The sequence below is a fragment of the Streptomyces sp. NBC_01717 genome, from assembly GCF_036248255.1.
Classification (GTDB): Bacteria; Actinomycetota; Actinomycetes; order Streptomycetales; family Streptomycetaceae; genus Streptomyces.
The window spans coordinates 4,100,122-4,112,488 of the sequence record NZ_CP109178.1 but is presented as its reverse complement, the minus strand read 5'-3'; the positions used below and the strand labels follow the sequence as shown (position 1 = coordinate 4,112,488).

General features: G+C 67.9%; 13 protein-coding genes and 2 pseudogenes. 8 read left to right on the top strand and 7 right to left on the bottom strand.

Annotated features, from left to right (window positions below; translation table 11 throughout):
- Window positions 1-76 precede the first annotated feature (76 nt).
- Window positions 77-1,015 carry a hypothetical protein gene (locus tag OHB49_RS18550; RefSeq protein WP_329161571.1) on the bottom strand — a complete coding sequence of 313 codons (939 nt, stop codon included), beginning with the start codon at window positions 1,013-1,015 and terminating at the stop codon, window positions 77-79.
- A 350-nt stretch (window positions 1,016-1,365) separates the two neighbouring features.
- Window positions 1,366-1,587 (bottom strand): hypothetical protein, encoded by a 222-nt coding sequence (locus OHB49_RS18545; protein WP_329161569.1) that lies wholly within the window; start codon window positions 1,585-1,587, stop codon window positions 1,366-1,368.
- Between the two features lie 137 nt (window positions 1,588-1,724).
- Here OHB49_RS18545 and OHB49_RS18540 point away from each other — a divergent pair, with 137 nt between their 5' ends.
- Complete coding sequence (locus tag OHB49_RS18540) at window positions 1,725-1,904, top strand: hypothetical protein (RefSeq protein WP_329161567.1); 180 nt, start codon at window positions 1,725-1,727, stop codon at window positions 1,902-1,904.
- A 75-nt stretch (window positions 1,905-1,979) separates the two neighbouring features.
- On the opposite strand, the gene OHB49_RS18535 is transcribed toward OHB49_RS18540, so the two are convergent.
- Window positions 1,980-2,309 carry a hypothetical protein gene (locus OHB49_RS18535; protein ID WP_329161566.1) on the bottom strand — a complete coding sequence of 110 codons (330 nt, stop codon included), beginning with the start codon at window positions 2,307-2,309 and terminating at the stop codon, window positions 1,980-1,982.
- Window positions 2,310-2,447: 138 nt separating this feature from the next.
- Between OHB49_RS18535 and OHB49_RS18530 the strand changes: the two genes are divergently transcribed.
- Window positions 2,448-2,714: a DUF6233 domain-containing protein gene (locus tag OHB49_RS18530; protein ID WP_329161564.1), complete on the top strand. Its 267-nt coding sequence runs from the start codon at window positions 2,448-2,450 to the stop codon at window positions 2,712-2,714.
- 674 nt (window positions 2,715-3,388) lie between these two features.
- Here the strand turns inward: OHB49_RS18530 and OHB49_RS18525 are convergent.
- Entirely contained in the window at window positions 3,389-3,604 is a 216-nt protein-coding gene (locus tag OHB49_RS18525; RefSeq protein WP_329161561.1) for a hypothetical protein, read from the bottom strand.
- Window positions 3,605-4,634: 1,030 nt separating this feature from the next.
- Here OHB49_RS18525 and OHB49_RS18520 point away from each other — a divergent pair.
- Window positions 4,635-5,054, top strand: coding sequence for a hypothetical protein (locus OHB49_RS18520; RefSeq protein ID WP_329161560.1), 420 nt, complete (start codon window positions 4,635-4,637; stop codon window positions 5,052-5,054).
- A 132-nt stretch (window positions 5,055-5,186) separates the two neighbouring features.
- Window positions 5,187-5,432 carry a hypothetical protein gene (locus OHB49_RS18515; protein ID WP_329161558.1) on the top strand — a complete coding sequence of 82 codons (246 nt, stop codon included), beginning with the start codon at window positions 5,187-5,189 and terminating at the stop codon, window positions 5,430-5,432.
- A gap of 500 nt (window positions 5,433-5,932) precedes the next feature.
- On the opposite strand, the gene OHB49_RS18510 is transcribed toward OHB49_RS18515, so the two are convergent.
- The 3 genes from OHB49_RS18510 to OHB49_RS18500 all read right to left on the bottom strand — a co-directional run bounded on the left by OHB49_RS18510 (window position 5,933) and on the right by OHB49_RS18500 (window position 9,148).
- The gene (locus OHB49_RS18510; RefSeq protein WP_329161557.1) at window positions 5,933-6,487 is read right to left on the bottom strand and encodes a GNAT family N-acetyltransferase; all 555 of its coding nucleotides are present in this window, start codon (window positions 6,485-6,487) and stop codon (window positions 5,933-5,935) included.
- 154 nt (window positions 6,488-6,641) lie between these two features.
- Window positions 6,642-7,898: an IS256 family transposase gene (locus OHB49_RS18505; protein WP_329161556.1), complete on the bottom strand. Its 1,257-nt coding sequence runs from the start codon at window positions 7,896-7,898 to the stop codon at window positions 6,642-6,644.
- 410 nt (window positions 7,899-8,308) lie between these two features.
- On the bottom strand, window positions 8,309-9,148 hold the full coding sequence (locus OHB49_RS18500; protein WP_329161555.1) for an enoyl-CoA hydratase/isomerase family protein: 840 nt from the start codon (window positions 9,146-9,148) through the stop codon (window positions 8,309-8,311).
- Between the two features lie 630 nt (window positions 9,149-9,778).
- On the opposite strand from OHB49_RS18500, the pseudogene OHB49_RS18495 reads away from it, so the two are divergent.
- From OHB49_RS18495 to OHB49_RS18480, 4 genes and pseudogenes are all read left to right on the top strand, one after another.
- Window positions 9,779-10,351: pseudogene (locus tag OHB49_RS18495) on the top strand (class I SAM-dependent methyltransferase); the annotation flags it as partial.
- Window positions 10,352-10,394: 43 nt separating this feature from the next.
- Window positions 10,395-11,042: an RNA polymerase sigma factor gene (locus OHB49_RS18490; RefSeq protein WP_329166535.1), complete on the top strand. Its 648-nt coding sequence runs from the start codon at window positions 10,395-10,397 to the stop codon at window positions 11,040-11,042.
- On the top strand, window positions 11,039-12,103 hold the full coding sequence (locus tag OHB49_RS18485) for a CU044_5270 family protein (protein ID WP_329161553.1): 1,065 nt from the start codon (window positions 11,039-11,041) through the stop codon (window positions 12,101-12,103). Before OHB49_RS18490 ends, OHB49_RS18485 begins: the two co-directional genes overlap by 4 nt.
- 60 nt (window positions 12,104-12,163) lie before the next feature.
- Window positions 12,164-12,265: pseudogene (locus tag OHB49_RS18480) on the top strand (LAETG motif-containing sortase-dependent surface protein); the annotation flags it as partial.
- Between the last annotated feature and the right edge of the window lie 102 nt (window positions 12,266-12,367).

The window sequence follows — 12,367 nt, the reverse complement described above, 5'->3', positions numbered from 1 at the left end:
GTGGCGGGCGAGCCGGAGGGCATACGCAACGGTCGGGGAGAGGCCCCTGGAAGGGAGGATGCGCTCCTCATTCCGTTCAGAAGGCGCTGTCCAGTGCCGTACCCACGGCCGTGTGCAGCTGCGCATAGGTGGGGGCGAGTTGCCGCAGCCGCGCTGCTGCGGCCTGGTCGTCGCCGTGCACCAGCGGATACTGCAGACCGCCCAGGATCCTGGCCTGGCCCTGTGCGATGGAGGCTGCGCGCGACAGTCCCAGCGCTTCCAGGCAGGTTGCCGCGTCGTTCAGACGGCGTGCTCCCACGCGGACGCCGAACGCGGTGAGCAGCGTGCGGACGCCCGAGGGCATGCCCTGGGCGACCATGTCGGCGAGCGCCTCGACGGCGGCGGCTCCGCCCAGTGAACCGGGCGGCATGGGCAGGTCGTCACGGCCGGCCAGCCAACGCTCGGCTCCCGGCAGCGACTGCCTCAACGCGTCGATGGGAGCGACCCGGCGATGGCGCACGAAGTCGGTCCGCAGCACGAACGGGGCGTCGATGTAGCTGATCGCCTTCGCCTCCCATGCGGAGAGGAAAGCCTGCGTGGGCAGGGTCACGTAGGGGTGGCCGTGGGGGTCGTGGAGTTCGACGGAGTCCTGGTCGGCAGCGAGCACCACGACGTAGTGGTCACCGCCGTCGGCGTTCGGCGTGCCGGGCTGGTACAGCAGCAGGCCCATGTCCACCGGCCCGACCAGGACCGGCCCCCGCGAGCAGGCGGCACGCAACCGCTCCAGCGCCTCGGTCGGTGTCCCCCCGTCGCTGCGCTCACAGCTCCAACCCAGCAGAGCGATCGCGGCGTCGAGGCCGGCCTCGGGGTGCCAACCGTAAGGATCGAACAACGGCAGGGAACCGCCGATGAGCTGGGCGCCGAACGGTGAGCCCGTCAGTGTCTCGATGACTGCGGTCGAGGGAGACTCCTCACTCAGCATCATGGCCAGCGAGTTCGTGTAGCAGTAGGGGCCGGAGCCGACGTAGCCGAGCACGAGAATCCTTCATAGAGACAGAGGTGATCTCCGCCGGCGGGTCGCCGGGCAGGTAGGAGCAGTCAACCCCCTCACACAGTGTCAGGGTCAACTCCCAACTCAGCCCTCACGTCGCCAGCTGGCCCGGCGCCCCGAGAACAGGCGCCGGCCAGGAAAGGCCCATCGGGTTTCGTGACACCTCACCCGAACCTCCTCCTGATCACGACCCGATACGCGCCCTAGCGCGGCCAGTGCGAAGCACCGCCGGCGTTGAACGGCCGGGGCAGGTCCGAGTCGCAACAAGCAGCCAGCAAGCGGGATAGGGACGGTTCAACGGTAGCGGGACGGCAGGACGACCGGGCCGGGCAGCATCAGGGGTTCTCGGGTGGCCAGGACTGCAGCACGCGCCCGCCGCCCTGCTCGTCGGTGAGCGTGATCCGGGCGCCGTCGACGCCGCCACGTTCGCCTATCCAGCGCGTGTATTTCCGCTCGGCCACCGCCTCGTCGGACCACCAGCCGCGCATGATGATGCGGGCGCCGATGACAGGGTCACGCGATAGCGGTCCACGGCGGCAGACTACGACGTCCTCCATTCGGCCCGTAGTGGTTGCTGTGGCGTGGAGGTGGAGGTGAGCTGTCAGTGCGCCTAGCGATAGTCACGGGCGCAAGGAGGGGCGTCCCTCGCCGAATGAGCGGGGCCAGCCTCCCACCGACGAGACTTGGAGAGTCCATGCCGCAGTTCAAGCAGGGTGATCGTGTGGAGTACCGGAACCAGCAAGACCAGCAGTCGCAGGGCAAGATCGAGCGTGCCGAAGCCAGCGGGCAGCAGGCTAGCTACACCATCAAGAACGAGCAGAACATGCAGACAGAGCAGGTACCCGAGAACCGGATTGCGCGGAAGCTGCAGTAACGGCCCTGCCGACGCGGCCGCCGTTGCACCGAACGAAGGTGCAACGGCGGCCACTCGTTTTTCACGGCAGCTGGATCAGGGCCGCCACCACTCGTCGGTCCTGATGGTCACGGTGGCGCCCGCCTCTCGGGCTGTCTCCCGCAGAACGGCCAGCGTGTCCGCGAGCGGCGCGCGGGGACCACCGCGTGGGGTGGTGGCGATGAGGCAGGGCATGCACCGGTCCAACCAGCGGCGGCCATGTCCGGGTGTGTCGACGCCCACGGTCGCTCTGGCGGGCTTGCCGCAGAGCGCGCACGGATGGCTGCCGTCGAGCCGCTCGGCGCCGGCCCTGGGTGCCCATGGTGGCGCGGGGTCCAGCTGCGACGGGTCGACTCCGAGGGATCGCAGCAGGTCAGCGTCGGTCATGCGTGCGGCTCCTCTCGTCGGCTTCCGAACGTTACGCCCGCTTATGACGCTCAAGCGCCGGACGTAGACTCGAACACATTCCGATCTCCTCCCGAGCGACCTGGCGCGGCTCCGCGCGTTGCGGACCTGGCATGCCATGTGGGTGGAGCGCATCGACGAGGCGATGCGGCGGCCGAGCAGCGGGAGAGAGAGCGGCAGCAGGGCGAGGAGCGGCGACCGCCCACCCCGGACTGGGTTGTCGAGCTGGGCATCGGCGTAGGGGCCCGACCCATCGATGTCGGCGGGTGCTACGCGGCGGGGAAGCGCCACCGCACCATCACCCGCGAACAGGCCCTCGCCGCCCTCGCCGACGGGATCCGGGCATGCATCCACTGCCGGCCTGACACCGAGCTGGGGGTGCTGTGAACAACTCACCCACAGTGGCTCACCATCGGCGTCAGCGAGCGCGGTAGAACTTTCTCTACTTCATCGAGCAGCGCGAGCACCTGTCGAGGGTCAGGCACCGTCGCGGGGTCCAACTCCTCTTCCACCTGCTCAGGTGCCTTCCACTGGACCTGGGCGGGAGGGTGCTGGGGCAGAAGCCCGGCGTCGACCGCGTAGCCGAGCGCGTTGTGGAAGATCGCTCGCTTCCTGCGAATGGTCGAAGCGGATGCCGTGGCGCGCCGCGACCACAGCCACGGCGGCCATGAGTCCGGCCAGCGGCAGGAACGCTGTGAACCGGTGGGGGATCGGGACTTGGTCGACCAGGTTCTTGAAGAGCCACACCGAAGCGACTTCACCCGCGGACCCCGCGATGAGGAGGACGACACTCGCGGCGAGCCGGTACCGGTCGGGGCGTGCCCACGGCCAGAAGCGGCGGAACGCGTCGGCCGAAGACACGGCCGCCGCAAGGGGCACTGGACTGTCCTCGGCTGCCGGGGCCACGGGCTTGATGTGAGCCGAGTCGGCGGGTGTCGCGTCCGCCGAGCGGGGTCACCTTCTCGGGGAGGGAGCCGGGTGGGGGCATGCGGCGGAAGGGGGGCGACGGACGGGACGCGCCGTCGCCCCCCGATGACGATCCTCGGGTGAGGCGGCGATGCTTAGTAGCCGCCGCCGTAGCCGCCGCCGCCGAAGCCGCCGCCGTAGCCGCCGCCGTAGCCGCCGCCGCCGCCACGGCCGCCACGGCCGCCACGTCCGCCGTAGCCGCCACGGCCGCCACGGCCGCCACGTCCGCCGTAGCCGCCACGGCCACCACCTCGGCCACCGCGGCCACCACCTCGGCCACCGCGGCCGTTGAAGATCGAGAATGCACTCATGACGTACCTCCTGTGTGACTGGATGTGCCGGAAGGACTTCGCAGCCCATTGGTTGCCTGATATCGGCCCCAACGGCACCGAAGACATTCATGCAGCTGGGGTGGGACCCCTTGGGCAATCCGGCGTGGACTGGGGTGATCGATCGGAACCCTCCATGAACGTACCTAGATCAGCCTAAGAGTGCTCGTTCATGCACAAACAGTGACCGCCCTCGTGTGGGTGTGTGACACCTCGGCGGATGTCTCCCGAGGCGGTAGAGAAGCGACCCAGTTCGTGGCGCCGCCACACGGCTGCCGAACCTGCCTTTGAGGCTGTGAGATCAATGCCTGACGTGAACTCAGTAGCCCGTCGCGAAATACAGACTGACGCCACATCATGTGTCGTCGGACGGGATGCGCCGTTGACCGCCGCCCGCTATGGGGCCGCGCTCGGGCAGCATCGGAGCGGGGTGCCACGACCCTCGGGCACGTGATCGGAATGGTCGGGATTCGCGGCAGCCATTCAGGTGACGTGACCACCTGAAGAACTCTGTCGCCGGAGGACATCGAGACCGCTGGTCTGACTGCAGTCTTTGACGGCAACACCGGTGCACCCTGCCGTACCAGGAAAGTCGATGCCGGACGCTGCGCAGGACGCTAGCGAGCCGCATACCCGGCCCTTGGGCCGCCGGAAGGAACTCCTAAAGCGGTGTTCTCCGGGCACCTTCCCCCAGGTGTGCCCCAGGAGCGTCTAGCGATGGAGAAGCTGCAGGTGAGAGGGGTTAAGGGGAGCCCTCTGCAAATCTGTCCCACCGAGCGGGCCTGTCCGAGGGCGTCTGCACCACCTCGCCCTCGCCGGGTAGGGCGACGACCATGCTCAGGCGGGGCCCCGGGAAACTGAGAGCACCAGCACGGCCATCCGCCCTGGAGGCGGCGACCGCCACGGGGAGGGGATCGCTTCAAACGCGTCCGCAGCAGGTCACGACTCCGTGACCGCTGCAGCGTCCCGCCTGCCTCAGCATGTTCCTACTCGTGTCAGACCAGGGGGGATCATGCGTATCCGCACCACCAGCGTGGCCATCGTCGCCATACTCGCCGTCACCGTCGTTGGCTGCAACAGCGACAAGGGCAGCGACAGCAAGACCGACACCATCAAGAGCACCGCACCCGAGGCGTCGAGCGCCGCAGACGACAGCGGCGGCGCCAAGAACGCCGGCCTGCCACCCAAGCCCATCGGCGCCGAGCGCGACGCCGTCCTCGCGACCATCCTGGACGTCAACAGCAACCTCATCCATGACGAGGACAAGGCGATCAACGCGGCCCGCAACCAGTGCGCGGCCCTCGATGGCGGCGCGACGAACCCGGACCACAGTGCTGCACAGCGGTTCTCCTACGACGGCGTCACGCTGACCGATGACGACGGAAGTCACATCAACTTCGGGTTGCGTAAGACGCTCTGCCCCGAATCCTGATCAGCCACTATCCCTGGCCCGGCCGCGTATAGGGCTGCTTTGCGGCCCGGCGCCACAGCAGTTGCGGTGAAGGCTCCAGTGACTGCGAAGCCGCCGGGCCAAGGTCACTGATGTAGTCAGTACGATGCGCCCGTGATCCCTCCCATACCCGTGAGCGCCCGTCGGCTTCTCCTTATCGCCTGCACAGTCACGGCCCTGGCTGCTGGGGCTCTCGGCTGGTTCGCCGCCCAAGCTGTCCGTCCGAGCTGCGACTACGTGGTGCTCTGGTCGGGGACTGGGGCGGAGCAGCAGGAAGCTATAGAGCGCGGTTACTGGAAAGCCGTCGCCTCCGGCGACTGCGCACCGCCTCACGCCCGCTGGCGTTTCTGGCTCGGCTGACCGTCGGTCTCTGACAGCAAGAGCCCAGGGTGTCCGGGAAGTGGCGTCATGAACAACCGGCTCCCCTGAGCGGGGATCAGGGGCGGGCGGGACACCGAGGGAGTCCCGCCAACGCATGACCGTGGGGCCCCCTCGCACGAACGACACCAGACCACGGCCCTGCGGGTTTTGAGGTAGCGCTCCGCAACTCTTAGTGGGCCCTGTGGGGTCGGTGCGGGGCGCCGTATCCAGCGACTGAGGAACTGCCTGGTCGGCGGGCATGCTGGGCGCGGACTGTAAAGCTGCCACTCAGCCGCAAGAGTCACAGACGCCCGTCGCCTGCAGCTGAACGAAGCATCCCGTACACACGGGGGTCGGCTCCACGGTGCGGCCGCGCCGGCGCTCGATGGCTGCCTGGTACTTAGGAGCAAGAGCGGCGCTCCCTCCGCCGGGAGGAGATATTGTCAAGACCTGTGGATCAGTGATCGTGGCTTGATCCACTGCTTCGGACTCCGAAGAGTTCAGCGACCGGTGGTGCAAGCCAGCGCGAAGGTGTCGGGCCAGGTGAAGCGGAGCTTGTTGGGGGTCCCGTTCAGCCGGGATGTCACGCCACCAGGGGGCGAAATCGGCGCTTCTTCAACGCAGGTGCCGTTCATAGCGCGGTAGAACCGCTGAGCAGAGATGTTCTGTTCCTGTACCCACAGATACATGGACTTGCCGACCGCCTGTTCGGCGATGGACTCGCCTGCGCGGGCGAGCAATACGGTACCCATACCGGTGCGCTGACGGTCGTGGGCGACGTGCAGGTTGTCGATGAGACTGCCCCATCGATCATCGTCGTCGAACACGGCATGTACGAAGCCCGCGAGCCCGGTGTGATCCTCGGCGAGAATCGTCATGCTGTCGGCCGGGGCGGCGAGCCGCGAAGACCAGACGGACAACCTGTCGGTGAGGATGTCGCCGTCCAGGTATGAATCGGCATAGGCGCCGCGGTAGTGCCGACGCCAGCTGTCGGCGTGCAGCAGCGCTACCTTTTCGGCGTCGTCGGGACCGGCTACACGCAAACGTGGCAGCATCGTGTGCCCCTTCTTCTTCCTCGACTGATATCGCTTGATGATCGCAGGTGACCAATATCCGGGCCTGCTGGTGCCAGTTACCGAGACGCGACCCGGGTCCGCTGACAGCAAGAGGTGGAAGCACTGGTCACCGTGCGGCCGTTATCCCTATGGGTCAGGCTGCGTGAGCCTCGGGCCGCTCGATGAGGTGGCCGCGTTCGAAGCGGGCGCCGGCTCGGACGAGGGCGACTAGGTGGGGTGCGTTCACGGCTCGCCAGCGGGCCTGGGCGGATTCGACGAGCTTGAAGACCATGGCCAGGGCGGCGGCGCGGGATCCGGCGCCCTTGGTGACCTTGGTCCGTAGTCGGACGGTGGCGAAGGTCGACTCGATGGGGTTCGTGGTCCGCAGGTGGATCCAGTGCTCGGCGGGGAAGTCGTAGAAGGCCAGCAGTTCGTCCTCGTCATCGACGATCTTCTTGACGGCCTTGGGGAACTTTGCGCTGTACTGCTTGGCGAACGCGGCGACGGCCTTGGCCGCGTGCTCGCGGTCCTCGGCGTTGTAGATGTCCTGGATGGCCTTCTTTGCCGCGGGCTGGGCCGACTTCGGGAGGCTGTCCAGGCAGTTGGCCGTCTTGTGAACCCAGCATCGTTGGTGACGGGTTTCGGGGAAGACCTCATTGATCGCGTTCCAGAAGCCGAGGGCGCCGTCGCCAACGGCGAGGACGGGAGCACGCATGCCACGGCGCTGGCAGTCGCGCAGCAGGCTCGCCCAGGACTCCGAGGACTCGCGGTAGCCGTCCGCCATGGCGATCAGTTCTTTGGTGCCGTCCGCGCGCACGCCCATGACGACCAGGACCGCGGCCTTCGCTTCCTCCAGGCGTATCCGCAGGTGAATGCCGTCGGCCCAGACATAGACGTAGTCGGTGGCGGACAGATCGCGTTCGCCGAACGTCTTGTGGTCGGCCTGCCACTGCTGCGTCAGCCGGGTCACGGTCGCCGGCGAGAGCCCGGCGGAGCTGCCGAGGAACTGCTCCAGCGCGGGCACGAAGTCCCCGGACGACAGGCCGTGGAGGTAGAGCAGCGGCAGCACTTCACTGACCTTCGGGGACTTGCGGGCCCAGGGCGGCAGGATCGCCGAGGAGAACTTCTTGCGCTCACCGGTTGCCTCGTCGATGCGCTTGTCGTTGACCCGCGGGGCCTTGACCTCGACGCTCCCGGCAACGGTGGTCACCGAACGGGGCTGGTGATGGCCGTTGCGGACCACGAGCCGCCGCCCACGTGCGTCCCTCTCGTCAGCCAACTCGGCTATGTAGGCGTCAACTTCGGCCTCCAGCGCGGCGGCGAGCATCCGCCTCGCACCCTCCCGGACGATCTCGTCGATGAGCGAGGAGCCATTGGCGGTGGTGCCGTCGGCGTTGACTACGCTGAGCACGGGCGTGCCTTCCCGACCGGTGTTCGTAGCACCGGCCTACTCGATGACCATCAATCGATCACTCGGGAAGGTACGCACTTCGCGCTCAACCCGAGGTCGATCCACAGGTCTTGAGCATTGCTCCGCCGGGAGGGAGCGCCGCGCCAAATCCCTTGGCCACCTGTGTGGGCCGGACAGCTTGAGGATGGCGGCGAAATGGCCAGACCGCGCCCTGTCTCGACACGGCGAACCTATTCGGTCGGCACTAGCAAGAGTGCTCCTCGAATGCCGGTCCTTGCGAAATGGGAGTTGCGGCGTCTGTGGGGCGGTCCGCGTGTTTGCCCAGGTCACCCTGTGCGCAGAGCGCGGACTGCAAATCTGCAGGGCACCTGAGCCGGGCGGCCGTCTGGGGGCTGTACGGCAGCTCTTCATCAGTCGACGGCCTTCAAGTCGCCCAGGGCGTCTCCGAGGCCGAGTTCGGTGGCACCGCGGGTCTGGAAGCCCTGCTTGAACAGCTCAGCGGTGCGCTGCTGTACTCCCTCGCCTCGGACGAGTTGTTGGAACAGCGCGGCGTCCGCGCGCACTTCGGCGGGAGCCGGCAGGCTGATGGCGTTGATCGCCGACTTGGCTGAGATCAGCGCATCGCGGGGGAAGCCGCTCATGCGCGCGGCGATGCCTGCTACGAACTCGTCCAGTTCGGCGTCAGGGACCGCACGATTGACCCATCCATAGCGTTCGGCGAGGTCGGCGTCGAAGTCCGACGACGTCAGCACGGCTTCGAGTGCACGGCCCCGGCCCAGCAGGCGGGTGAGGTGCTGGATCGCGCCCGCGCCGGGGGGTGTTCCGATTCCCACTTCGGGCTGGCCCAGGATGGCGTTCTCCCGGGAGGCGAAGCGCATGTCGCAGGCAAGGAGGAACTCGCTGCCCGCTCCCCGGGCACGGCCGCGCAGCTTGGCGATGGTGACAGCCGGGAGCTGGCTCAGCTTGCGAAACAGCATTCCCAGGGAAGCATCGCCAGGGCCTCCGGCCTTCGCGGCCTCAGCGGTGTACTCGGGGACTTTCGTCATGTCGACGTGCGGGAAGAAGAAGTCGGCATCCGCGCTGTCGAAGATCACCACGCGTGGGGCGGTCGGGTGTGACAGTTCCTCGAGCAGTGCGACCAGGTCCCGTACGACCCCGGGACCGATGAGGTTCATCGGCGGCGCGTTGAACGTGGCGGACAGGACGTTGCCGTCCAGCCTGGTCTTGATGGTTTCGTACGAGGCGGTCATCTCGGTCTTCCTGTCCTCGTCCAGCCCGGTCCTTCTCGTGGATGCGGTGCAGGGTGATGTCGCGGGATTCGGCAGCTGCGACGACCTGGAACGGGGAGGGTGACCAGGCCGAAGCTGATGGCGTCGCGCCAGATCGCCCGGGGCATGACAGTAGCCCTTTCGCCCAGGTTTGCCATACTATGCCGCCCTCCGCCAGTGGGCTCCCCGAGTGGTCCGGGCCTACCTGGAATCGAGCACGTGCCGACCGGATGTCAGGGCAGACTGATCGAACCGGGGGGTCGGTATGGGGCGCCACAACCGGCGACTGAGGAAGTGCCTGGTCCGCGGGCACGCTGGGCGCGGACTGTAAATCTGCCGGCTCAGCCTACCCAGGTTCGAACCCTGGCGCCGCCACAGAACGGGAAACCCCCGCTGACCTGCTGACACAGCAGATCAGCGGGGGTTTCTGCATGCTCCGGACGCGTCTGGGGGAGGGGGTCGAAATGGGTGGCTTGTCTTACCTCGTGCCGCCGGTATCCCGCCTCTGATCAGGCCGTGTCCCCCGCCTGTCCCCCGGGGGACAGGCGGCACCCTCACTCCGGTTCGTTCCACTCACGCAGTGCCGCATCGATCCGATGGTCGGCGCGCTGGAGCGCGTCGGCCGTGTGCTCGGCGATCGTGGGGGACGCCCGCGATCTGCGTGAGCCGGACGACAGTTTCGACGTTGTGCAGCTCTTTGGGCCGCTGTACCACCTTCCCGACCTCGATGACCGGCGTAGGGCGCTGGCGGAAGCCCACCGCGTGGTGAAGCCGGACGGGCTGGTCGCTGCGGCTGCAATCAACCGTTACGCGTCACTCTTTGAGCACGTCACGTACGCCCACCTTCATGCCGAGCGGATTCATGACTCCGTCTCCAAGATCTTTGAGACGGCTGTCTACGACGGTGCACGAGGGTTCGCCCTGTCCTACTTCCACCGCGCCGAAGAGCTTGTGGCTGAGCTGGCCGCCTCCGGTCTGACGGACGTGCAGGTTTTCGGTATCGAGGGGCCCGCGTGGTCTCTTGTGAAGGCAGCCGAGCAACAGCCGGGTGACGGGCCCACGGATGACCTGATCGCCTCTGCCATGGCGGCAGCGCGGATGGCAGAGCCGTACCCGGAGTTGCTCGCCGCCAGCTCGCACCTACTGGCCGTTGGTTGGCTCCCACTGACACCCCATGTCTCCTGACCGTGTGACGCACGCCACGGGAACCTGCCCTGCCGCGTGGACAATGCTGGACGTGGACTACTCATTGCACACCCGGATACGGGCAGGCGACCCCGAGGCGTTCCGCGAGCTCTTCCGTGACCACGCCCGACTGGTCCACCGGCACGCGGTGCGTGTGACCGGGGACTGGACCGTCGCCGAGGACATCGTCTCGCTGACCTTCTTGGAGGCGTGGCGGCTGCGCGTCAAGCTGCGGGACGAGGGCGACAGTCCGCGCCCCTGGTTGATGGGCATCGCCGTGAACGTACTGCGCAACACCACCCGCGCTGCGCGCCGCCACCGGCGGGCCCTGGAGCGCCTGCCGGCCAAGGAAGCGGTCCCGGACTTCGCCGACGAACTCGTCGGCCGCATAACCGATGCCGACCAACTGGCCGCCGCCCAGCGGGTGCTGAAGAAGCTGAGCCGGAGCGAGCACGAGGTCTTCACACTTTGTGTGTGGTCCGGGCTCAGCTACGCGGAGACGGCGGCCGTGCTCGGCGTCCCGGTCGGCACCGTGCGCTCCCGCCTGTCCCGCGCCCGCAAACGGCTGAGCAAGCTGGCCGACGAAGAACTGAGGAAACGCACGGAACCGCTACCGCGCAACGGACAAGTACAGGGCGGCCGCACTTCTGCGGCCCGGTCACACGAGTCGTACGAGGAGAGGTCCGGATGATCCGCAAGAAGTCTCGGCGTGAGGAGTCGCTGGACCACGCGGAACTGGCCCGGTTGCTGCCGGCGCCGGGAGACCCGCACCTGTCGCTCGACCGTCACCTGCTTCTCGAGGAGCACCTGATGGGCGAGATCCAGCCCACTGCACCCGCCCCTGCGCCGTCCCGCCGCGTGGCACGCCGTTCCCTGCTGATCGGTGTCCCGGTCACCGCCGCCGCCCTGGCCGGCGCATTCGCCTTCACCGCGCTGACCAATTCCGGGGGCAGCGGCGCGACCGCAGCCACCCCGCTCCCCGTCGAAGCGCCAGTCGTCCGCATCGAGACCGGCAGCGCCGCCCAGCTCGCCTCCACCGTCGAGCACATCGCCGCCGCCGCCTCGGCCGGCAAGACGCCCGAACCCGGCCCGGGCCAGTACATCTACATCAAGAGCAAGGTCTCCTACCTCACCGTCTCGCACACCGACACAGACAAGTCCAAGACCTGGGTCCAGCCCCTGCATATCCGTGAAGCATGGAACTCCCCCGACGGCAAGCAGGGCTGGCTGGACGAGCCCGGCTACCGGCCCAAGGGCGGCATCACCCTCGACAGCGCCGTCGAGAACAGCTTGAACGGCCCCTCCTACGACTACCTCAAGACGCTGCCCACCGACCCGGACGCCCTGCTGAAGAAGATCTACAAGGAGACCAAGGGCCAGGGGAACTCCCCGGACCAGGAGGCATTCACCACTGTCGGCGACCTGCTCAAGGAGCAGCTCGCACCGGCCAAGCTGAACGCGGCGCTGTACCGGGCCGCGGCCAAGATCCCCGGGGTTGTGGTGTTGGACCATGCCAAGGACGCCGCGGGACGCGAGGGCATCGCCCTGGCCCACGTCGACCAGCAGAGCGGCGGTCGCACCGAGTGGATCTTCGACCCCAAGACGTACGCCTATCTCGGCAGCCGCGGCGTCCAGGTCAAGCAGGCCAACGACATCAAGCCTGGCACGGTCCTCGAACGCACCGCCGTGCTGGAGCGGGCCGTCGTCGACGCCCAGAAGCAGCGCCCCGGCGTGCAAGGTGCCGATGCGTGAGAACGCGGTCGCCCCGCTGGGCAGTGCGTATGTTGCCACGCGGTCAGGACCGGGGCATCGAGCAGCACTCCCGTCGTCGCGGGTGTCGGTCTCGCGGTCGTGGTGGTCGGCACCGGCGCAGTGTTCATCGCGCGCAGGCGCCGCACGGCCGGCCAGAGCTGACGGCAGGCAGCACAACGCTACGAAGGACGCAGGCCGCTCGCCGTGTCGTGGGCGGCCTGCTCGCGGAGCGGGTTGGGCCCGGCGTTAAATGCCTCGACATCG